18 protein-coding genes and 1 tRNA gene are annotated in these 21,047 nt (G+C 67.6%); 12 read left to right on the forward strand and 7 right to left on the reverse strand.

The window, feature by feature from the left end:
* Positions 1–113 precede the first annotated feature (113 nt).
* From LC068_RS11320 to LC068_RS11360, 9 genes are all read left to right on the forward strand, one after another.
* The gene (locus LC068_RS11320) at positions 114–1,157 is read left to right on the forward strand and encodes an SAM-dependent methyltransferase (protein ID WP_226637295.1); all 1,044 of its coding nucleotides are present in this window, start codon (positions 114–116) and stop codon (positions 1,155–1,157) included.
* A gap of 15 nt (positions 1,158–1,172) precedes the next feature.
* Positions 1,173–1,589: a DUF2177 family protein gene (locus LC068_RS11325; protein WP_226637297.1), complete on the forward strand. Its 417-nt coding sequence runs from the start codon at positions 1,173–1,175 to the stop codon at positions 1,587–1,589.
* 115 nt (positions 1,590–1,704) lie between these two features.
* Positions 1,705–2,589, forward strand: coding sequence for an SGNH/GDSL hydrolase family protein (locus LC068_RS11330; protein WP_226637299.1), 885 nt, complete (start codon positions 1,705–1,707; stop codon positions 2,587–2,589).
* A gap of 3 nt (positions 2,590–2,592) precedes the next feature.
* Positions 2,593–3,879, forward strand: a complete 1,287-nt coding sequence (locus tag LC068_RS11335) for a GDSL-type esterase/lipase family protein (protein WP_226637301.1) — start codon at positions 2,593–2,595, stop codon at positions 3,877–3,879.
* A gap of 3 nt (positions 3,880–3,882) precedes the next feature.
* On the forward strand, positions 3,883–5,286 hold the full coding sequence (locus LC068_RS11340; protein ID WP_226637304.1) for an MBOAT family O-acyltransferase: 1,404 nt from the start codon (positions 3,883–3,885) through the stop codon (positions 5,284–5,286).
* 16 nt (positions 5,287–5,302) lie between these two features.
* The gene (locus LC068_RS11345; RefSeq protein ID WP_226637306.1) at positions 5,303–5,845 is read left to right on the forward strand and encodes a hypothetical protein; all 543 of its coding nucleotides are present in this window, start codon (positions 5,303–5,305) and stop codon (positions 5,843–5,845) included.
* Between the two features lie 84 nt (positions 5,846–5,929).
* Entirely contained in the window at positions 5,930–8,392 is a 2,463-nt protein-coding gene (locus LC068_RS11350) for a S9 family peptidase (RefSeq protein WP_226637308.1), read from the forward strand.
* Positions 8,393–8,478: 86 nt separating this feature from the next.
* The gene (locus LC068_RS11355; protein ID WP_209119798.1) at positions 8,479–8,874 is read left to right on the forward strand and encodes a hypothetical protein; all 396 of its coding nucleotides are present in this window, start codon (positions 8,479–8,481) and stop codon (positions 8,872–8,874) included.
* A 110-nt stretch (positions 8,875–8,984) separates the two neighbouring features.
* Positions 8,985–10,109, forward strand: coding sequence for a DUF2855 family protein (locus LC068_RS11360; protein WP_226637310.1), 1,125 nt, complete (start codon positions 8,985–8,987; stop codon positions 10,107–10,109).
* 8 nt (positions 10,110–10,117) lie between these two features.
* Here the strand turns inward: LC068_RS11360 and LC068_RS11365 are convergent.
* Positions 10,118–10,193 (reverse strand) — tRNA-Lys (locus LC068_RS11365).
* Between the two features lie 129 nt (positions 10,194–10,322).
* Here LC068_RS11365 and LC068_RS11370 point away from each other — a divergent pair.
* A complete protein-coding gene (locus tag LC068_RS11370) occupies positions 10,323–10,676 on the forward strand; it encodes an Hpt domain-containing protein (protein ID WP_226637312.1) in 354 nt (117 codons plus the stop codon).
* Here LC068_RS11370 and LC068_RS11375 read toward each other — a convergent pair.
* Both LC068_RS11375 and LC068_RS11380 read right to left on the reverse strand, forming a co-directional pair.
* Positions 10,673–10,987, reverse strand: coding sequence for a chorismate mutase (locus LC068_RS11375; protein WP_226637314.1), 315 nt, complete (start codon positions 10,985–10,987; stop codon positions 10,673–10,675). The two genes, LC068_RS11370 and LC068_RS11375, sit on opposite strands and share 4 nt — an antisense overlap.
* A gap of 1 nt (position 10,988) precedes the next feature.
* On the reverse strand, positions 10,989–11,828 hold the full coding sequence (locus LC068_RS11380; protein WP_226637316.1) for a ferredoxin--NADP reductase: 840 nt from the start codon (positions 11,826–11,828) through the stop codon (positions 10,989–10,991).
* A gap of 110 nt (positions 11,829–11,938) precedes the next feature.
* Here LC068_RS11380 and LC068_RS11385 point away from each other — a divergent pair, with 110 nt between their 5' ends.
* Both LC068_RS11385 and LC068_RS11390 read left to right on the forward strand, forming a co-directional pair.
* On the forward strand, positions 11,939–14,212 hold the full coding sequence (locus LC068_RS11385; protein ID WP_226637319.1) for a S9 family peptidase: 2,274 nt from the start codon (positions 11,939–11,941) through the stop codon (positions 14,210–14,212).
* A 464-nt stretch (positions 14,213–14,676) separates the two neighbouring features.
* The gene (locus tag LC068_RS11390) at positions 14,677–16,041 is read left to right on the forward strand and encodes an amidase (protein WP_449727689.1); all 1,365 of its coding nucleotides are present in this window, start codon (positions 14,677–14,679) and stop codon (positions 16,039–16,041) included.
* A gap of 6 nt (positions 16,042–16,047) precedes the next feature.
* On the opposite strand, the gene LC068_RS11395 is transcribed toward LC068_RS11390, so the two are convergent.
* Genes LC068_RS11395 through LC068_RS11410 form a run of 4 tightly spaced genes read right to left on the reverse strand, consistent with a single transcriptional unit; the run spans position 16,048 to position 21,009 of the window.
* On the reverse strand, positions 16,048–16,305 hold the full coding sequence (locus LC068_RS11395) for a hypothetical protein (protein WP_226637321.1): 258 nt from the start codon (positions 16,303–16,305) through the stop codon (positions 16,048–16,050).
* A 39-nt stretch (positions 16,306–16,344) separates the two neighbouring features.
* Entirely contained in the window at positions 16,345–17,457 is a 1,113-nt protein-coding gene (locus LC068_RS11400; protein ID WP_226637323.1) for an osmoprotectant NAGGN system M42 family peptidase, read from the reverse strand.
* 14 nt (positions 17,458–17,471) lie between these two features.
* A complete protein-coding gene (gene ngg, locus LC068_RS11405; RefSeq protein WP_226637326.1) occupies positions 17,472–19,244 on the reverse strand; it encodes an N-acetylglutaminylglutamine synthetase in 1,773 nt (590 codons plus the stop codon).
* A complete protein-coding gene (locus LC068_RS11410) occupies positions 19,234–21,009 on the reverse strand; it encodes an N-acetylglutaminylglutamine amidotransferase (RefSeq protein ID WP_226637328.1) in 1,776 nt (591 codons plus the stop codon). Before LC068_RS11410 ends, ngg begins: the two co-directional genes overlap by 11 nt.
* Positions 21,010–21,047: the final 38 nt, after the last annotated feature.

Here is a 21,047-nt window from a genome sequence, read left to right on the forward strand (position 1 = left end):
TCATCCGGACTCCGGCGGCGCTCGTAAATGTCCAAAACCGGACACATCCGGGCGGAGCCTTTACGCCCGGAGCGACGTTTGGTTGCCAGCTTTGCCATAGGACCGGGCCCTCCATGAATCCTGCCACCGCCGCCATCCGTCAGCTTCAGGACGCGCCCTTTCCCGATCCGGTCACGCGCTGGGCCATCGACAGTCTGGTGACCGAGGCGCGCAAGCGACTGGACCGCGAGGCGCCGCACGACGAGGGGGCCTTCGCCCGGTCGATGACCGAGCGTCCTGTGGCCGAACACACCGAAGCGGCCAATGATCAGCACTATGAGCTGCCGCCCGAATTCTTCGAGATCTGCCTGGGCGACCGGCTGAAATACTCCTGCTGCCTCTATCCGACCGGCGACGAGACCCTGGACGAGGCCGAGGTTCTGGCGCTGCGGGAGACCTGCGAGCATGCCGATCTGGCGGACGGCCAGACCATTCTGGAGCTGGGCTGCGGATGGGGGTCGCTGAGCCTCTGGATGGCCGAGCAGTTTCCGGCCGCGCGGATCGTCGCCGTCTCCAACAGTCACGGCCAGCGCGGGCATATCGAGGCCGAGGCCCGGGCGCGCGGCCTGCAGAACCTGACCGTCATTACCTGTGACATGAATGACTTCGAGCCCCCCGCCGATGTGGTGGGCCGGATCGACCGGATCGTCTCGGTCGAGATGTTCGAGCACATGGCCAACTGGCGCGCCCTGCTGACCCGGGCGCGCAGCTGGCTGAAGCCGGACGGGCGGATGTTCATCCATATCTTCACCCACCGCGATGCGCCTTACCGGTTCGACCACACCGACAGCGGCGACTTCATCGCCCAGCACTTCTTCACCGGCGGCGTCATGCCCAGCCGGGGCCTGATCCGGCAGTTCCCCGATCTGTTCGAGGTCGAGAGCGAATGGACCTGGAACGGCGAGCACTATGCCCGCACCGCGCGGCACTGGCTGGCCAATATGGATCAGAACGCCGACCGCGTGGCCGAACTGATGGAAGCGACCTATGGCGATCAGGCCCGGCTGTGGACCCGGCGCTGGCGCCGCTTCTATCTGGCGACGGCAGGTCTGTTCGGAAATGACGGAGGCCGCACCTGGGCGGTCAGCCACTATCGCCTCAAGCCCGTGGCGGGCTGAGCAGGGAGGAACGACATGCTGAAATATCTGGCGGGCTATCTGGGCGCGGGTCTGGCGTTCGCGGCGATCGACGCCGTCTGGCTGACCACCATGACCAACCGCGTCTACAAGCCGATCCTCGGCCCGATCCTGGCGGACAAGCCGGACATGAAGGCGGCGGTGGCCTTTTATCTGATCTACATCGCCGGGATTGTGTTCTTCGCGATTTCGCCGGCGCTGCGGGACGGTGGACTGGCGCGGGCGGCCCTGAACGGTGCGGTCCTCGGCTTCGTCGCCTATGCCACCTATGACCTGACCAATCAGGCGACTCTGAATGTCTGGTCCAGTCGGCTGACCCTGATTGATCTGGCGTGGGGCACGGTGCTGACCCTGTCGGCGTCGAGCATCGGTTACCTGGCCGCGCGCTGGGCCGAGGGGCGGCTGGGCAGCTGACGCATTTTAACCCTGTTGTTCGCCACACGGGCGCAAGGCCTGTATACGGGGATCGTATCGGTTAATCTGACCCTTCGGCCTGTCAGTTCGGCCAGAGGTTTCGTCGGGGGACGGCGTGCGCGCGGGTATCAATGCTTTGACGGTGGCCTTCGTGGTCGGGGTGCTTTCCGGCCTGCTGCTGACGCCGGACGGTCGGGCCTGGCTGGCGCATCCGACCCTGATGCTGGGCGGACAGGCCAATGCCTCCGCCTCTCCGGCCGAGGCCGGGGCGGTCGAGGCGGCCCCGGTCGAGACCGTCGCGGCCCCGGTTCCGCAAAGCACGCTCAAGGCCCGCTACGCCGATGGCAAGCTGACCATCGGCGTGTTCGGCGACTCCATGGCCGATGGCCTGTGGGCCGCCCTGTACCGCGATCTGGGCGATCTGGACGGCGTCAAGGTCGTCAAGTTCAGCGAGGTGTCGACCGGGCTCAGCCGCTATGACTACGTCGACATCCAGGCCAAGAGCACCCGCCAGCTGTCGGAGCGCCCGGTTGATGTGGCGGTGGTCCTGTTCGGCACCAATGACGCCCAGGCCATTTCCATCGACGGGCAGATACACCCCTTCGGCAGCGAAGGCTGGAAGGCTGCCTATGCCCAGCGCATCGACAATCTGGTCGCGCTGATGCGTTCGCGCGGGGTGGAGGTCTACTGGGTCGGCCTGCCGCGCATGAAGAGCAGTGGCTTTGACGGACGCATGGCGATTATCAACGCGGTCGTCGAGGCACGCATGGCCGCGCTGGGCGTGCCGTATTTCGACACTGTGGCCCTGACCTCGAACGAGGCCGGCGGCTACGAGGCCTATCTCAGCGATGACAGCGGGCGCCGCCGCCTGATGCGGGCGGGTGACGGCATCCACATGAGCATGAACGGCTATCTGCGCATGGCCGGGCCGGTGGCCGGGCGGCTCAAGCAGGATATGGGCGTCGACGACGAGGCGCCGTCCGAACCGGTCGCGCCCTGATCCATGGTGCGCGCCGGGGCTGCCTTCGCGGGCGCGATCCTGATGCTGGCGGCGTCGGCCTGTCGCGCCCAGACCCCCTATATCCCGACCGAGCGCCCCGCGCCGGGTGACACCGTCTGTGGGCAGCCGGTCTGTGGTGCAGATGCCCTTCATCCGGCCTTCGAACGGCTGGAGGTGACCGAGCGCGGCGAAGGCCGCTTCCGCATCCTTCAGATCGGCGACAGCCATACGGCGGGGGACCAGATCAGCGGTCAGTTGCGCGGCCGGATGCAGGCGCGCTTCGGGCGCGGCGGACGGGGAGTCCTGCCGCCCGGCGTGCCCTATGCCGGCTATGCGCCGCGTCAGGCGCAGGTAGAGGCGACGGGCGCCACCTATCTGCCGGCCCCGCTGATCGCGGGCGGCACGCGGGTGCCCATGGGGCTGGCGGGCGGGCAGGGGCGTCTGGAGCCCGGCGACGACCGGTTGATCCTGACGCTCGACCCCGGCGTACCGCTGGAGCGTGTCGGCGTCTGCGGCCAGGCCGGGCCCGACCGGGGCGCCCTGTGGCTGATCCCGGACATCGGACTGGCTCATCCGGTCGTGTTCCGCGGCGAGGAGGCCCGCCCCCTGTGCGCGGAGGTCTCGGTGTCGGCAGCGGCCACCAGCGTCACCCTGATCGCCTCGGACGGCCCGGTGGTGCTGGATGATGTGCGGCTGGAGTCGGCCGGTGGGCTGAGCCTGTCCAATCTCGGGGTGGTGGGTTCGACCCTTATGGACATGGCGGGACGCGACGAAGCCACGGCCCGCGCCCAACTGGGTGCCGATGCCCCGGACCTGATCCTCCTGGCCTATGGCGTCAACGAGGGCTTCGACGCGGGGCTGGACCCGGTGGCCTACGAGCAGGCGCTGCGAGCCCGCATCGCCTGGCTGCGGACAGTGGTGCCGGACGCGGCCGTAATGATCCTGCTGGCCCCTGAGGGGCTTCGCCGTCGCGCACCGGCCTCCGGGCCGGAACGCTGGTCACAAAGCTGTGGCAGCGAGGGCGAATGGCAGGTGCCGCCCACCCTGGCTCTGGTCCGGGATGTGCAACGCCGGGTGTCCGAAGACTTGGGTGTGGCATTCTGGGACTGGTACGGGCGTATGGGCGGGGCATGTTCAGCGGATCGACTGGCGGGCGCGACCGATCCCCTTATGCGGGGGGACCGGGTGCATTTCACCGCAGCCGGGGCCGAGTGGATCGGCGACATTCTGGCCGACGACCTGCTGGCGACCTATGACGGCTGGCGCGCCGCGCGGACGGGCGGGGACTGACGCATGCTGTTCCCGACGCTCGCCTTCGGCGTCTTCTTCCTTTTCGTCTATTTCACCTCGTGGTCGCTGGATCGCGAGAACGGCCGGCGCAAGCTGTTCCTGCTGCTGGCCAGCTGGTTCTTCTATGCCCAGTGGGACTGGCGGTTCGTCGGCCTGCTGATCCTGTCGGCCGTGCTGAACTGGGGCGTGGCCGCCCTGATCGCGCGCAATGACAACGACAGTCAGCGCAAATGGCTGGTGGCGCTGGGCGTCGCCGTGAACCTGATCATCCTCGGCTTCTTCAAATACTACGGCTTCTTCATCGAGCAGATGGGCGCCCTGCTGGCTCAGGTCGGCTGGGAACGCGACCTGCCGCTGTTGCAGGTGGTGCTGCCGGTCGGGATCAGCTTCTTCACCTTCCAGGGCATCAGCTATGTGGTGGATGTTCACCGGCGAAAGACCGAGCCGGCCAACAGCCTGCTCGACGTCATGCTGTTGATGAGCTTCTTCCCGCATCTGGTTGCGGGACCGATCGTGCGGGCCTCGGATTTGCTGCCCCAGTTCGCCAGGGCACCGCGCCTGACGCGCGAGGCGGCGACGCTTGGCCTGCTGCTGATCGTCTGGGGCCTGTTCAAGAAGACGATCATCGCCTCGGAGCTGGCGGTCAATCTGGTCGATCCGGTGTTCTTTGACCCCTCGGCCTATGGCGCGGGCGACATTGCCGCGGCGGTCTATGGCTATGCCGTCCAGATCTATTGCGACTTCTCGGCCTATTCGGACATGGCCATCGGGATCGCGGCCCTGCTGGGCTATTCCTTCCCGCGCAATTTCGACCAGCCCTATCGCGCGGCCTCGATGCAGCAGTTCTGGCGGCGCTGGCACATCAGCCTGTCCAGCTGGCTGCGGGACTATCTGTATGTGCCGCTGGGGGGCGGCAAGAAGGGGCTCGTTTCGTCCAGCATCAATGTGATGATCACCATGCTGCTGGGCGGGCTGTGGCACGGGGCGGCCTGGACCTTTGTCGCATGGGGCGCGCTGCACGGCGGGGTGCAGGTGATGGAGCGGGTCGGACGGGCGATCGTCGGCGACCGCAAGGTCATTCCGACCGTCATCGGCGTCCTGATCACCTTCCACATCGTCTGCCTGGGCTGGATCCTGTTCCGGGCCGAGACCTTCGATCTGGCCATGGCCATGCTGCAGGGGCTGGGCCGGATGGGACCGCTGGCCCTCGCCACGCCCTTCATGCTGGGGCTGATCGTGATCGGTCTGGGTATGCACTGGCTGCCGCCGCGCGCGGCCGAGGGGCTGGCGGTGCGCCTGAAGGCTGCGCCGTCCTTGACGCTGGGCCTGCTGATCGGGGCGGCCTTCCTGCTGGTCGAGGCCATGCGCCCGGACGGCGTGGCCCCCTTCATCTATTTCCAGTTCTAGGGGAGGGTAGAGCACTATGGCCGATCACCCCGATGATCCGAACGAGCCGCGCGATCCGCTGGACCCGTTCCCCACCGACTTTCCGGCACCGCCGCCCTCGCGCTTTCCGCCCGTCGGGCAGGAGGTCGCGCCGCCGACCGAAAGCCCGGCCGAAGCGCCGGTCGATCCGACCGATCCGCCCAGCGACTGGAACGTCCGGGCCGACGCCCACGACATGCCGGTCGAGACGGAGAAGGTCAGTCGGCTGAAGGTTCTGGGGCGTCTGGCCTTTCCGCCCCCGCCGCCGGCGGACGAGGCGACCCTGGCCGCCCGCGACCGCCGCTGGGCCAGCCGCGTGATCGTGGTCGTCGCGGTCTTCCTGCTGATCTTCAACGGGGCCTCGATCCAGAACTGGGCCCGGCAGCAGCCGCCCAACTGGTTCACGGTAACCGTTCAGCAGATCGCCGACGTCTGGATGGGCCAGATCGCGCAACTCGGCGCCGACAAGCCGCGTCAGGGCATTCGCGAAACCTATCAGGCGGCGCATGACGCCCGCTTTCCGGAACAGGACCCGGCCTGAGGCAAACGCGCGCTTGACCGCCGCGCGCGGGCGCCCCTAGCTTGCCGCGCCTCCATGTCGGGGGTGATCAAGGGGGTGAGTATCATGCGGTATCGTCACTGGATGAACGGACTTTCGGCTCTGGCGATGGCGAGCGTCCTCGTGGTGCCCTCGGTGGTGCTGGCGCAGAGCGCGGCCACCGATCCGATCACCTATCAGCAGCCCCCCGCGCCGATCGCGCAGATCCTCGACACCAAGCCGAGCGCTGCGCCGAGCCTGAGCCCGGATCGCGACACCCTGGCCCTGTTCGACCGGTCGAATCTGGCGCCGATCTCCGAACTGGCCGAGCCCATGCTGCGGCTGGGCGGCTATCGCATCAATCCGCGCAACACCGGCCCGGCCAACAGCCGCGTCAGCTGGCTGACGGGCCTCAGCCTGAAGGGGCTGGACGGCGCAGAGGCCGAGGACGTCGCCCTGCCGGAGGGCGCACGCTTTACCGCGCCCAGCTGGTCGCCGGATGGCAGCGGCATTGCCTTCCTGATGGACGAACCCGAGGGTCTGGCGCTGTGGGTCGTCGATGTGGAGAGCCGCGAGGCCCGCCGCCTGACCGCGCCGATCGTCAATGCCGCCGCCGGGACGGGCATCGACTGGCTGCCCGACAGCTCGGGCCTGCTGATCCGGGCCATCCCGGAAGGCCGCGGCGCCGCTCCGGACGTGACCCGTCCGCCGTCCGGCCCGATCGTCGAGCAGAGCATGGGCCGCGCCGCCCCGGTCCGGACCTATCAGGACCTGCTGTCCAATCCGGGCGACGAGGCCCTGTTCGAACACTATTTCACCAGCCAGCTGATGCTGGTGCCGCTGAACGGCGCGCCGAAGCGTATCGGCCAGCCCGGCGTGATTCTGGATGCCGCCCTGTCGCCGGATGGCCGCTTCATCCTGCAGACCGTGGCCAAGCGTCCCTTCAGCTATGTGGTGCCCGCGCGCCTGTTCCCCGCCGATGTGGTGGTCACCGACCTGAACGGGCGTCCGGTGCACCGGGTCGCCGACCTGCCGCTGCGGGACAATGTGCCGACGCCGTTCGATGCCGTGCCCACCGGTCCGCGCTCCGTGCAATGGCGGGCAGATGCCGACGCCACCCTGGTCTGGGTCGAGGCGCTGGACGGGGGCGATCCCGCCAATGACGTCGCTGCGCGCGACCGGGTGCTGATGCTGCAGGCCCCCTTCAACGGCCAGCCGACGACCCTGATCGACCTGCCGGAACGCTATGCGGGCATCCAGTGGGGCCGCGATGACGTCGCCCTGGTGAATACCCGCTGGTTCAACACCCGTCACGAAGCCCGCTATGTCGTCGATCCCTCGAACCCCGGCTCGGGGCGGGTGCTGATCGATCGCAACTATCAGGATCGCTACAACGATCCGGGCTATCCGGTCATGGAGCCGAACGGGCAGGGACGCACCCTGATCCGCTTCACCGACGATGGTTCGGCCATGGTCATGAGCGGCGCGGGCGCGACCCGTCAGGGCGAATATCCCTTCATCGCCACCATGGACCTGGCCACCGGCGAGCGCACCGAGCTGTGGCGGTCGGCACAGGGTGAGTACGAGACCCTTGTCGGCTTCCTGGACGAGGACGGCACCCGGCTGATCACCCGCCGCGAGACCCTGACAGAGCCGGCCAACATCCAGCTGCGCGACCTGTCGGACGGCAGCCGGACGGCCCTGACGGCCTTCCCCGATCCCGCCCCGCAACTGGCCGGCGTCACTCGTCAGCTGATCACCTATGAGCGCGCCGACGGCGTGCAGCTGTCGGGCACCCTCTATCTGCCGGCTGGCTATGACAAGGATCGCGACGGGCCCCTGCCGCTGTTGATGTGGGCCTATCCGGCCGAATTCACCGACGCCAGCGTGGCCGGTCAGGTGGTCGATACCGCCAACCGCTTCGTGCGCCCCGGTGGCTCCAGCCACCTGTTCCTGCTGACCCAGGGCTATGCCATCCTCGATGACCCCTCCATGCCGATCATCGGCGCGGAAGGGACGGAGCCCAACGACACCTATATCGAACAGCTGTCCGCCTCGGCGGCGGCGGCGGTCGATGCCGTGGTCGAGCTGGGCGTCGCCGACCGCGATCGCATCGCCGTCGGCGGGCACAGCTATGGCGCCTTCATGACCGCAAACCTGCTGGCCCACACCGACCTGTTCCGCACGGGCATCGCGCGCTCGGGCGCCTACAACCGGACCCTGACACCGTTCGGCTTCCAGGCCGAGCAGAGGACCTACTGGCAGGCGACCGAGACCTATACGGAGATGTCGCCCTTCACCTATGCCGATCAGGTCAATGAGCCGATCCTGCTGATCCACGGTGAGGCGGACGACAACTCCGGCACCTTCCCGATCCAGTCGGAGCGCTTCTATGCGGCGCTGAAGGGCCACGGCGCCACGGTCCGCTATGTCGTGCTGCCGCTGGAAGCCCACGGCTATCGCGCCCGGGAGTCGGTCGGCCACACCCTGTGGGAAATGACCCGCTGGCTGGACCAGTACGTCAAGAACGCCGGCCCGCGCGAGGACTGACCCCTCCGTTCGGATAGCGTCAGTTTTCGACAGGTGCAGTCTGGTCGAGGCATGGCACCCTCCCCGGGAAACCAAGGGAGGGTGCCATGTTCCATCGTGTGAAGCTGGCCGGGGCGGTCGTTCTGGCGTCCTTGTCGCTGGCGAGCTGTGAGTCGCTGATCACGGGCGGGGACCTGATCCGGGAGGGCGAGCCGATGGCGCGGTTCACATTTGAGAATCGGTCACGCGACCAGCCTTTCGACACCATTCTGATCTCGACCTGCGAGGCGTCGTCCTACGGTCTGGACCGCCTGCCCAACGGCGTGGTCATCCGTCCGGGCCAATCCTACACGTGGGACGTCTCGGCCGGCTGCTATGATACCATGGCCGGCAATGTCGGGGACGGATCCACCCGCAAACGGATCAACATTCCGCCGGGAACGCACTTCACGCTGTTCTATACCGGCGAGGGGGCCGACCCCTATCGGCAAGAAGTTCGCTAGCAGCGGGTCGGCGCGCCCGCCCGGCAGACGGGCGCATCCCGATCCTTCTCCTGCGTCAACCGCGATGTTCGCTAGGCTGGGCGGACACGGAATCGTTTGACGAGGGCCCCATGTCTGATCTGAACCGCCGGCTGATGACCCGCAAGTCCGATCTGGGCGAGACCCTGTTGGATGCCGTCCCCGCGCCCGAGCCTGTTGAAGGCGAGGTGGTGCTGGCGTTGGACCGGTTTTCGCTGACGACCAACAACATCACCTATGCCGCCTACGGCGACGCCATAGGCTACTGGAAGGTTTTTCCGACCGGGCGGGACGACTATGGGCTGATGCCGGTCTGGGGTTTTGCGGACGTCGTGGAGTCGCGCGCCGAGGGGATCGAGGTCGGGGCGCGGGTGTTCGGCTACTTCCCCATGGCCGACCGGCTGGTGGTCCAGGCCGAGAAGATCAGCAAGGGCGGGTTCGCCGACGCGGCGCCATGGCGCAAGGCGGTGCCCGACATCTACAACCGCTATGTGCTGTGCGCCGCCGACGCCAACTATGACGCGGCGCTGGAGAACCCGGAGGCCCTGTTCCGGCCGCTGTTCATCACCTCCTATACGGCGGTGGATTTCCTGCGCGAGCACGACTTCTTCGGTGCCAGACAGGTGGTGGTGTCCAGCGCCTCGTCCAAGACGGCCTATGGCGCGGCCTGGTGCATGGCCGGGGACGACGTGCGGCTGATCGCCCTGACCGGCGCACGCAACCGGGCCTTTGTGGAGGGGCTGGGGGCCTATCAGGAAGTCTGCGGCTATGACGAGATCGAAAGCCTGCCGACCGGCGTGCCGACGCTGTATCTGGATCTGGCGGGCGATCCCGAACTGCGGCGGCGGGTGCACGCCCGGTTTGGGGCGGACCTGACCTATGACTGCCTCGTCGGCTCGACCCAGGGTGACGCCTTTCCGACGGACGATCCCGGGCTGGTCGGACCGAAGCCCCGGTTCTTCTTCGCCGCTACCTGTCTGGACGCCCACCGGGAACGGGGCACGCTGCGCGCCTTTTATGAGCGCTTTTTCGCCGACCAGCGGGCCTTCTTCGAGCGGGTAATAGACCCGGCCGCGCCGTGGATCCGCATCGTAGAGCACCCGGGGCTGGACGCGGCGGCGAAAGTGGTGAGGTCACTCGCCGACGGCGTGTCGGACGCCGCGGAAGGGGCGGTGGTCCGCTGCCGTCCGGTTCGGTCGAGTCGTGTCGCAGACTGAGGAGACGATGGTGGGTGATGTAGGGCTCGAACCTACGACCCGCTGATTAAGAGTCAGCTGCTCTACCAACTGAGCTAATCACCCGTATCGTCCATCCGGGCGGGCCCGGTTGCGCGAAGGGGCCGGACATACTGTCTCGCCTTCCGGAACGCAAGGCCGTTTTCGTCGCAGGGCGGCGGGGATAGGGTGGGCGCACGGAATCGGGGGTGGCGCATGGCACGACGGGATCTGAGCGGGGCGGTCGACTTTGCCGTTCTGGAGGCCATGACCGGGGGCGACGACGCCATCTCCGAGGAGGTCCTGGCGCTGTTCGTTCAGCAGGCCGGGCTGTGGGCGCCGCTGCTCGATGTGCGCCATGAGGGCTGGCGCGATGCGGCCCATACGGTGCGGGGCGCCGCGGCCGGCATCGGGGCAGGGGCGCTGGCCGAAGCCTGTGCCACGGCCGAAGCGGCCGGGAAGAGCGAGGCGCCACCGCTGCTGGACCGGGTGCGGGACGCGCTGGACGCCGCCCTGGCCGATGTCGCCGCCTGGCGGCACGAGCTGATGCTGCGCGGGTTGAAGGGCTAGGCCCGCGTCCGGTCCCAGGTGGCCAGCTCGTGGGCGATGCAGCGGTCGATCAGCAGCCGCCAGACGGGCTCGGCAATGGCGGGCGACAGGCCCGCGCGCTCGGCCGAGGCCAGCACCTTGGCCACCACATCATCGATGCGGGCCTGATCGTGGACGACGTCGCGGCTGGGCTTGATGCGGGCGGCGGCGTCCATATAGCGCTGGCGTTCGGCCAGCAGGGTGACGAGGGCGCGGTCCAGCGCGTCGACGCCCTGACGGACCTCGGCCATGGAGGTGCAGGCTTCCGGCGCGGTGCGGGGGTCCACGGTCATACTATCCGACAAAGGCCCGCTCCAGCACATAGTCGCCCGGCTCGGCGTTCGAGCCTTCCTTCAGGCCATAGGTTTCCAGCAGTTCGCCGGCTTCCTTGATCATGGCCATGGACCCGCACAGCATGACCCGGTCGGTATTGGGCGAAAAGCCGATCGGCAGTTGCAGGTCAGCGAACACATCGCCCGAGCGGATGCGGTCCGTGATGCGGCCCGGGGTCTCGAATCGCTCGCGCGTCACGGTCGGATAATAGGACAGCTGGGTGCGGGCCTCGTCGCCCACCAGCGGATCCTCATGAATGCCGGTGGTGAAGAAGTCGCGATAGGCCAGATCGGCGACATTGCGCACGGTGTGGCACACGATCACCTGACCGAAGCGGCTGTAGGTCTCGGGATCCCGCGCCACGGAAAGCCAGGGGGCCAGTCCCGTGCCGGTCCCGATCAGCCACAGACGCTCGCCGCCCGTCAGCGCATCCAGCACCAGGGTGCCGGTCGGCTTCTTGCCCATCAGCACCGTGTCGCCGGCCACGATCTTTTGCAGGCGTGAGGTCAGGGGGCCGTCAGGCACCTTGATCGAGAAGAACTCCAGCTCCTCGGCCCAGTGCGGGCTGGCGATCGAATAGGCGCGCAGCAGCGGCTTGGCGCCGTCCTCGCCGGGCAGGCCGATCATGACGAATTCACCCGAGCGGAAGCGGAAATCCTCGGGGCGCTCGAGGGTGAAACTGAACAGCTGCCCGGTCCAGTGGTGCACGGACAGCACCTTCAGCGCGTGGAAGGGCGACGGCCGGGCAGGGGCGGCATCGGCCGGGGGGGCGGCCGGGGTCGACGAAAGGGTCTGGGTCATTGCGCCCTATCTAGAGCGAGACGCCCGTCAGCGAAACCCGGGTGAGGCGTTCGGTCCGCGAAGACATTTCCGGGGTGACGATCGGGAAAACCCGCACTAGCGTGCCGGCCATGCGCACATCGACCGTTCGACACTCCGCCTCCGCCCTTGCCCTTCTTTCCGCGACCGCCCTGGCCGGTCAGGTTCTGGCCCAGGAAGCCGAGCCCGGCGCGATCCTGACCCCTGAGCGGGTGTTTTCCAGTCCGTCGCTGAACGGGCCGGTGGCGCGCGGCGTCAGCCTGTCGCCGGACGGGGAGCTGGTCGCCTTCCTGCGATCGCGCGAAGACGATGTGAGTGTTCAGGACCTGTGGGCCGTGCCGGTCGACGGTGGCGAGCCCTTCAAACTGATCGATGCCCGGGCCCTGGTGCCGGATGCGGGTGAACTGTCCGAGGCGGAAAAGGCCCGGCGCGAGCGCATGCGGATCAGCGCCCGGGGCGTGGTCGAATACGCCTGGGACCAGCAGGGCCGCTATATCCTGGCGCCGCTGGAAGGCGACATCTTCCTGGCCGAACGGGACGGGGGCGCGGTGCGTCGCCTGACCGAGACCGAGGCCGATGAAATCGACGCCAAGGTCAGCCCGGACGGCAACTATGTGTCCTGGGTGCGGGATCAGGATCTGGTCGTCTATAACCTCGCCACCGGCCGAGAAATGGCGGTCACGACCGATGGCGAGGGGCTGATCACCTGGGCCACGGCCGAGTTCATCGCCCAGGAGGAGATGGACCGCGACACCGGCTACTGGTGGAGCCCGGACGAGCGCCACATCGCCCTGCAGCGCACCGACGAATCGACGGTCGACATCATCCCGCGGCTGGATATCTCCGGCGGTGGGGCCACTGTGATCGAGCAGCGCTACCCGCGCGCCGGCCGCCCGAATGCCTTGGTCGATCTGTACGTGGCCGACATCGAGACCGGTGAGCGGGTCAAGGTGGACCTGGGCGACAACCCTGACATCTATCTGGCGCGCGTGGCCTGGTCTTCGGATGGCGAGACCCTGTACGTCCAGCGCCAGTCGCGGGACCAGAAGACGCTGGACCTGATGGTCGTCGACCCGGCGACCGGCCAGTCTCGCGTGATCCTGACCCAGACCAGCGATGCCTGGGTGGGCCTGACGCACAATTTCCGTCCGCTGCCGGACGGCCGGTTCATCTGGTCGTCGGAGGAGAACGGCTGGCGGCACCTGTATCTGTATGACCGCGACGGCACCCTGATCCGCCCGATCACGACCGGCAACTATGCGGTCAAGAGCCTGGACGGACTGAACCCGGCGACCGGCGACGTCTTCTTCACCGCCTCGATGCGCGACGGCGAGGAATATCCCATCGAGCAGCAATTGTTCCGGGCCAGCCTGAACGAGACCATGACCCCGGTCGAGGTGACCCCGCGCGGCGGCTGGTGGTCGGCCTCGGTCAATGCCCGGGGCACGGCCTATGTCGGCAACTATACGGACCTCCAGACGCCGCCCCAGTCGGCCCTCTACCGGATCGACGGCACGCGGGTGCGCTGGATCGAGGAGAACCGGCTGGACGAGAGCCACCCGTTCTGGCCCTACCTCTCGCGTCGCCAGACCCCGACCTTCGGCACCCTGCAAAGCCATGGCGAGACGCTGGTCTGGCAGATGACGACCCCGCCGGGCTTCGATCCTTCGAAGACCTATCCGGTGGTGATGCAGGTGTATGGCGGCCCCTCGGGCGGGGGCGTGAAGGTGGGATGGCAGCCGGCAACCAGTCAACTGTTGACCGAGGCCGGATACATCGTCTTCCGCCTGGATAACCGGGGCGAGGGCGAGCGATCGGCGCGTTTCAAACAGGCCCTGTATCTCAAGATGGGCCAACCTGAGATCGAAGATCAGGTTCTGGCGGCCAACTATTTGAGATCGCTGCCCTATGTGGACGATGATCGTATCGCCATCATGGGCTGGTCCTACGGCGGCTTCATGAGCCTTATGGCGCTGACCGAGCCCGAAATGGGGCTGGCGGCTGCGATCTCGGGCGCGCCGCCGACCGAGTGGGGCCTGTACGACACCCATTATACCGAACGCTATATGTCGACGCCGGAGCTGAACCCCGAGGGCTATGCGGCCTCGGACGCCATTCCGCGGCTTGAAAACATGACCGGGCGGCTGCTGCTGATGCACGGCATGGCCGACGACAACGTCATCTTTGAAAACACCACCCGCGTGCTGGATGCGCTGCAGGTCCGGAGCCTTCCCTTCGAGACCATGCTCTATCCGGGTCAGCGCCACGGCATCCGGGGCAATGAGCGGGGGCTACACCAATGGCGGACCTATCTGGACTTCCTGGATCGCACGATCGGATCGCGTTCGCCGGCTGCGCAGGACTGATCGGCGCGGGCCTGCTGGCACTGACGACACCCGCCCAGGCCCAGGCCCAGGGCGCACCGACGGTTCCGCCCTTCATTGCCAACCGGCAGTGCGTGGCGGAAAGCGACCTGCCGCGGGGCGCACGAGCGTTGCTCGCCGATGCCCTGCGAGAGGCATCAGCCAAGGGTGGCGCGGCCTGCATCTGGTTGGCACGGGACTATCCGGGTGCCGGCCCCGGTGGCGCGTGGTGTATCGAGGTGGGTGCGGGAATTCAGTGTCACCGCACGGCCTACACTCGCGCTGATACAGCACGCGTTTCGGCCACGACATCGAGGATCACACGTACACCTTCTTCGGATCAGCTGCCCTCTCAAGAGGTGCAATTCACCGGTTCAACCGTGGTCGGGGAGCCCTCCGCCTGCGATGGCTTATCATTTCAGGTGTCGGAACTCTGCACCCAGGACCGGCTGACCACCAATGCCGTTATCACCTGGTCGCCGTCGGTGACTGCGCTGGACTGGTCGCCCGGCGACGGCATCCGGGGCATGCCGATTCTGATCAAGGACAATATCGAGACCTTCGACATGCCGACCACGGCGGGGTCGATGGCCTTGATCGACAATGCGCCGGGGCGTGACGCGCCGCTGGTCGCGCGCCTGCGGGCCGAGGGCGCCGTGATCCTCGGCAAGACCAATCTGTCGGAGTGGGCCAATATCCGCTCCTCGGACTCCATCAGCGGGTGGAGTGCGGTCGGCGGCCTGTCCCGCAATCCCTATGCGCTGGACCGGAATACCTGTGGCTCGTCCGCAGGGTCTGGGGCGGCGGTCGCGGCCGGACTGGCGCCGGCGGCCATCGGCACCGAGACGGACGGCTCGATCACCTGTCCGGCGGCCATCAACGGCATCGTCGGCTTCAAGCCCACCGTGGGCCTCGTGTCGCGCACCCATATTGTGCCGATCAGCCACAGCCAGGACACGGCAGGCCCGATGACCCGCACGGTTCGCGATGCCGCCTTGGTGCTGAGCGTTATCGCCGGCAGCGACCCGGCCGATCCTGCGACGGCCGAGGCCGACCGTCAGCGCGTGGATTTTGCCGCCGGCCTCGACGCCGGCTCGCTGCGCGGCCAGCGCATCGGCGTGATGCGGTTCCTGACCGGCTATTCGACCGGCACGGATCTGGTGTTCGAGGAGAATCTGAAGGCCTTGGAAGCGGCCGGGGCTATCCTGGTCGATATCACCGAAGGGCCGAACCGGGGCGCCATCGGCGGGGCCGAGTTTGCTGTGCTGCTGACCGAGCTGAAGGTGGACCTGAACCTCTATCTGGCTTCGACCGACCCGGCCCAGGTGCCGACCCGGACGCTGGCCGATGTGATCGCCTTCAACGAGGCCACGCCGCGCGAGCTGGCCCTGTTCGGCCAGGACATCTTCATTTCGGCCGAAGCGACGAATGGGCTGGACGATCCGGACTATATTGCCGCCCGCGAGCGCTCCTTCCGCCTGGCCGGTCCCGAGGGCATCGACAAGATGATGGCCGACCATGATGTGGTGGTGCTGATCGCGCCGACCACCGGCCCGGCCTGGACGACGGATGTGGTCAATGGCGATCACTATCTGGGCTCGGCCAGCCAGCTGGCGGCGGTGGCCGGCTATCCGCATCTGACGGTGCCCATGGGCTATGTCGACGGCCTCCCGGTGGGGATGAGCTTCATCGGCGGCAAATGGCAGGACCAGCAGGTGCTGTCGTACGGCTATGCCTTCGAGCAGGCGACCCAGGCCCGGCGCGATCCGGTGTTCGCCCCATCCGTCGACCGGATGGAGGCCGTGTCGCCACTGCTGCGGCCGCTGCAGTAGGGGCTCTCAGAGCATCCGCAGGGTGGCCCAGTTCAGGCGGAGGGCGCGCAGGCCAAACAGAATCATCCGGGGACAAAGGATAAGCCCTCCGGTTGCCGCCGCTATGAGGGTCGCCACGGCGTAGGGGTCGCCGTCGCGCAGGTCGCGCCACTTCCACATGACCGCGACGATCAGCAAGGCCAAGAGCGCACTGCCCAGCAGCGTGACCATCGTCCCGGTCAGCAGGCCGGCGAGGGCCTCTTCCTTGTCCTTCGGCGGTTTCATGCAGGCACCTTACGGCCTAGGTTCCGCCCGGCAAGGGGCTCAGTCGATGGGCTGGTGGGTGAAGCCGCTGACGCCGGTCAGGGGGCGGATGTCGCGTTCGATCTCGACCTCGCTCTCGGCATAGACCACAAGCAGTTCGGCCAGCGACATCAGGGCGTCCAGATGGATGCGCTCATAGCCATGGCTGGCATCGATACCGAACGTGACCAGCGCCGTCCGGATATCGGCGCCGGACTCGAGGGCCGAGGCCGAGTCCGAGCGGTAATAGCGGAATACGTCCTTCTGGAAGGGGATGTCGTGCTCGCGCGCCAGCCGGGCCAGCTTGCGCGACAGGTGCCAGTCGAACGGGCCGGTCTGGTCCGCCATGGCCAAGGTCACGCCGAACTCGGACGAATTCTGGCCGGGCGCGGTGGTGCCGTTGTCGATGGTGATCATGGCGGCGACGTCGGGCACCAGAACGGACGAGGCGCCCACGCCGACCTCTTCGGCGATGGTGATCAGGGCATAGGTGTCGACCTCCGGGGTGCGGCCCTCGCGGACCATGCACTCCAGCGCGGCCAGCAGGGTGGCGACCCCCGCCTTGTCGTCCAGATGGCGCGAGACGATGTAGCCGTTGTCGAGGAATTCCGGTTGGGGGTCGATGGCGATGATATCGCCAACCTCCACACCCAGCGCCTCGGTCGCGGCGCGGTCCGGCACGCGCTCGTCGATGCGCAGCTCCACCTGGGTCCAGGCGACGGGCTGGGTGTCGACCTCCTCGTTGAAGGTGTGGCCCGAGGCCTTGAGCGGCAGGATGGTGCCGCGGAACCGCTGGCCTTCGGAAAAGATGGTGGCGCGGGCTCCCTCGGCGAAGCGCGAGGACCAGTGGCCGATCGGCACGACCTCGAGCCGGCCGTTCTCCTTGATGCGCTTGACCTGGGCGCCCAGGGTATCGACGTGGGCGACCAGGGCGCGGGCGGGCTTGGCCTCCTTGCCCGGCAGCTTCGCCCGGATGGCGCCCCGCCGGGTCAGATCGAAGCCGAGGCCCAGCCGCTCCAGCTCGCGACAGACCTCCCAGACGGCCTCGTCCGTATAGCCTGTGGGGCTGGGGATGTTCAGCAGGCGGGACAGGCGTTCGGTGAGATAGTCGGCGTCGATGGCGGGCTTGGGCATGGGTCTCCCTGACTTTAGCCTTGGAGGGCACTCCGGCTGGCGGCGGCACCCGACAGCGGAAACAGAAGGTCGATGAAACGCTCGGCCGTGGGCTGCGGTTCGTGATTGGCCAGACCCGGGCGCTCATTGGCCTCGATGAAGCGATAGTCCGGGCCCCGGTGGTCGGGCACCATCAGGTCGATGCCGGTCACCGAGATGTCGATGGCGCGCGCCGCCATCACAGCGGCGTTGATCAGGGCGGGGTGCACCTCGCCCGTGACGTCGTGGATGGTCCCGCCCAGATGGAGGTTGGCGGCCTTGCGGACCCGGACCGCCTCGCCCTCGGGCGCGATGTCGTCGAGCGTATAGCCGGCCTCGGCGAGGGTGCGCCGGGTCTCCGCGTCCAGCGGAATGCGGGATTCTCCGCCGGTCGCGGCCTCACGCCTGCGGCTCTGGTGCGCGATCAGGTCCCGCAGGCTCGAGCGGCCGTCGCCGACCACGCGCGGCGGGCGGCGGATCGCGGCGGCCACGACCTTGAAGTCGATCACCACCAGGCGCAGGTCCTCCCCCGCGGCCTGTTCCTCGACCAGCACCTCAGGGCACAGGACGCGCGCTTCCTCGACGGCCGCCTCGACATCCTCAAGCGTCGTCAGGCCCACGGCTACGCCCTTGCCCTGTTCGCCTCGCGCGGGCTTGACCACCAGGGCCGGATGCCGCTCCAGGCCGACCTTGAGCGCCTCCCGATCGTCGGGGTCGTAGCGCTGCGGCACAGCCAGCCCGGCGTGTTCGACGATGCGGCGGGTCATGCGCTTGTCGTCGCAGATGCTGAGGGCCACGGCCGAGGTCAGCTCCGACAGGCTCTCGCGACAGCGAATGGTGCGGCCGCCCCAGGTCATGCGGACCAGCCCGCCCTCGGCGTCGATGATGTCGGTCGCAATGCCGCGCCTGCGCGCCTCATCGACAATTATCCGGGCATAGGGATTGAGATCGGCTGCCGGGTCCGGACCTTTGAACAGGGGCTCGTTGATCGGGTTCTTGCGCTTGACGCCGAAGAAGGAGACCCGCCGAAAGCCCAGCTTCTCGTAGAGGGCGATGGCCTGTTCGTTGTCGTGGATGACCGACAGATCCATATAGGCCAGCCCGCGCGTGCGGTAGTGCTCGGCCAGCCGCCGGACGAGGGCCTCTCCCACGCCCGGCTGGGTCGCCTGCGGATCGACTGCCAGACACCACAGCGACGAGCCTTCTTCCGGGTCGGAAAAGGCCTTCACATGATCGACGCCCGTGACGGTGCCGATGATGGCGCCGGTCGTTTCGTCCTCGGCGACGAAATAGGTGAGGGCCCGGTCGTCCTTGCGGGTGGTGAAGAAGTCGGGGCGGATCTGCACCATCCGCCGGGCGCCATAGATGCGGTTGACCGCCTCGATATCGGCATCCGAGGCCAGCCGTCGCACGGCGAACCCGCGCGGCTGACGCCGCCCCGGCTGATAGGTGGCCAGATCCAGCCGGAAGGTGTGCGACGGGTCGAGGAACACCTCCTGCGGGGCCGAGGCCAGCAGGACGTGCGGATTGCGGACATAGAAGGCGATGTCGCGGCGATCCGGTCCCTCGGCCCTGAGGGCCTCGATCAGCGGCCCGGCCTCGGTAAACGTCTGGGCGAACAGCAACCGCCCCCAGCCCATGTCGAGCACGGCATCGGGGGTCATCTCGCGCTCGGCGCCACCGACCATGGGCTTCAGCCCCTCGTGGCGCATGCGCTTCAGACGGTGCGGCGCGGCGCGCGGCTTCTGGCGGGGTGCCTCAGACGCCATGGGATTGCAGCCACATCTCGAGGACGGCCACTTGCCAGAGTTCCGATCCGCGCAGGGGGGTGATGTGGTCGCGCGGGGCGTCGAACAGGGTCTCGAGATAGGGTCGCTGGAACACGCCCCGTTCGCGGGCGGCCTGGCTGTTCAGGGCGTCACGGACCATCTCCAGATAGGGGCCGTCGATGTATTTGAGGGCCGGGACCGGGAAGTACCCCTTCTTTCGGTCGATGACCTCGGACGGAATGACCTGACGGGCGGCTTCCTTCAGCACACCCTTGCCGCCCTGGGACAGCTTGTGGTCCGGAGGGATGCGTCCCGCCAGTTCGACCAGTTCGTGGTCGAGGAAGGGCACCCGCGCCTCCAGCCCCCAGGCCATGGTCATATTGTCCACCCGCTTGACCGGGTCGTCGACCAGCATGACCTGGCTGTCGAGGCGCAGCGCCTTGTCGACCGGGGTCTCCGCGCCGGGCATGTCGAAATGGGCGCGCACGAGATCGAGACTGGCGTCGCGATCCGGCAGCAGGTCCGGATTGACCTGGGTCCGAAGGGTGGCGTCGCTGCGGTCGAAGAAGGCCCCGGCATAGGTCGAGACCGGATCGGTCGTGTCCAGCATCGGCGGGTACCAGTGATAGCCGCCGAAGACCTCGTCCGCGCCCTGGCCGGACTGAACCACCTTGATGTGCTTCGCGACCTCCTGACTGAGCAGGTAGAAGCCGACGTTGTCATAGCTGACCATCGGCTCCGACATGGCGCCGATGGTGACGGGCAGGGCGGCCATGAGCCGGTCGTGGGGCACGAAGATCTGATGGTGATCGGTGCCGTAATGGTTCGCGATCAGGTCGGAATAGACGAACTCGTCACCCTTTTCCTGATTGGCGGCCTCGAAGCCGACCGAGAAGGTCTGCAGACCCGTCTGGCCCAGCTCGGCCAGCAGGCCGACGACGAGGCTGGAGTCGACGCCGCCAGACAGCAGCACGCCCACCGGCACATCGGCGACCATGCGGCGTTTCACGGCGACGCGCAGCGCCTCCAGCACCTGGTCACGCCAGTCGTTGGCCGAGAGGCTGGCATCCTCTGCGCGGCGGACATTCTGCGGCGCCCAGTACAGTCGGTCGCGGGACGTGCCGTCGGCCTCGAAGATGCGCAGGGTGGCCGGGGGAAGCTTGCGCACGCCCGTCAGGATGGTGTGGGGCGGCGGCACCACGGCGTGGAAGGTCATATAGTGGTGCAGGCCGACCGGATCGATCGCGGTATCCACATCGCCGCCCGCCAGCAGTGACGGCAGGCTGGAGGCGAAGCGCAGGCGCTTGCCTCTTTGCGACAGATACAGCGGCTTGATGCCGAACCGGTCGCGGCCCATCACCACGCGGCCGCTGTCGCGTTCATGGATGACGAAGGCGAACATGCCGTGGAAACGATCGACGCAGGCCTCGCCCCAGGCGTGCCAGGCCTTGAGGATCACCTCGCTGTCGCCCTCCGAGAAGAAGCGATAGCCCATGCCCTGCAACTCGGCGCGCAGTTCGGGATAGTTATAGATACAGCCATTGAAAACCATCATCAGGCCGAGGTCGGCATCGACCATCGGCTGTTGGGCCTTGTCGCTGAGATCGATGATTTTCAGACGCCTGTGGCCGAAGGCGACGGGCCCTCTGGCCACCACCCCGCTGCCATCGGGGCCCCGGGGTGACAGCGCGCCGGTCATCCGCTCTACTGCGGAAAGATCCGCTGTCTGTCCGTCAAAATTGATCTCGCCACTCAGTCCACACATGGGCTGGTCCGGAACCTCGCGTCTCAGTTGGAAACAGG

Source organism: Brevundimonas poindexterae, from assembly GCF_020524625.1.
In the GTDB taxonomy this organism is placed as follows: Bacteria; Pseudomonadota; Alphaproteobacteria; order Caulobacterales; family Caulobacteraceae; genus Brevundimonas; species Brevundimonas poindexterae_A.

Bases quoted from the DNA above. Each gene is read 5' to 3' on its own strand.
- LC068_RS11380 (WP_226637316.1), bottom strand. From the start codon at position 11,828: ATGACCCAGACCCTTTCGTCGACCCCGGCCGCCCCCCCGGCCGATGCC.
- LC068_RS11410 (WP_226637328.1), bottom strand. From the start codon at position 21,009: ATGTGTGGACTGAGTGGCGAGATCAATTTTGACGGACAGACAGCGGAT.
- LC068_RS11335 (WP_226637301.1), top strand. From the start codon at position 2,593: ATGGTGCGCGCCGGGGCTGCCTTCGCGGGCGCGATCCTGATGCTGGCG.
- LC068_RS11375 (WP_226637314.1), bottom strand. From the start codon at position 10,987: ATGACCGTGGACCCCCGCACCGCGCCGGAAGCCTGCACCTCCATGGCC.
- LC068_RS11320 (WP_226637295.1), top strand. From the start codon at position 114: ATGAATCCTGCCACCGCCGCCATCCGTCAGCTTCAGGACGCGCCCTTT.
- LC068_RS11370 (WP_226637312.1), top strand. From the start codon at position 10,323: ATGGCACGACGGGATCTGAGCGGGGCGGTCGACTTTGCCGTTCTGGAG.
- LC068_RS11350 (WP_226637308.1), top strand. From the start codon at position 5,930: ATGCGGTATCGTCACTGGATGAACGGACTTTCGGCTCTGGCGATGGCG.
- LC068_RS11400 (WP_226637323.1), bottom strand. From the start codon at position 17,457: ATGCCCAAGCCCGCCATCGACGCCGACTATCTCACCGAACGCCTGTCC.
- LC068_RS11355 (WP_209119798.1), top strand. From the start codon at position 8,479: ATGTTCCATCGTGTGAAGCTGGCCGGGGCGGTCGTTCTGGCGTCCTTG.
- LC068_RS11325 (WP_226637297.1), top strand. From the start codon at position 1,173: ATGCTGAAATATCTGGCGGGCTATCTGGGCGCGGGTCTGGCGTTCGCG.
- ngg (WP_226637326.1), bottom strand. From the start codon at position 19,244: ATGGCGTCTGAGGCACCCCGCCAGAAGCCGCGCGCCGCGCCGCACCGT.
- LC068_RS11360 (WP_226637310.1), top strand. From the start codon at position 8,985: ATGTCTGATCTGAACCGCCGGCTGATGACCCGCAAGTCCGATCTGGGC.
- LC068_RS11340 (WP_226637304.1), top strand. From the start codon at position 3,883: ATGCTGTTCCCGACGCTCGCCTTCGGCGTCTTCTTCCTTTTCGTCTAT.
- LC068_RS11385 (WP_226637319.1), top strand. From the start codon at position 11,939: ATGCGCACATCGACCGTTCGACACTCCGCCTCCGCCCTTGCCCTTCTT.
- LC068_RS11395 (WP_226637321.1), bottom strand. From the start codon at position 16,305: ATGAAACCGCCGAAGGACAAGGAAGAGGCCCTCGCCGGCCTGCTGACC.
- LC068_RS11345 (WP_226637306.1), top strand. From the start codon at position 5,303: ATGGCCGATCACCCCGATGATCCGAACGAGCCGCGCGATCCGCTGGAC.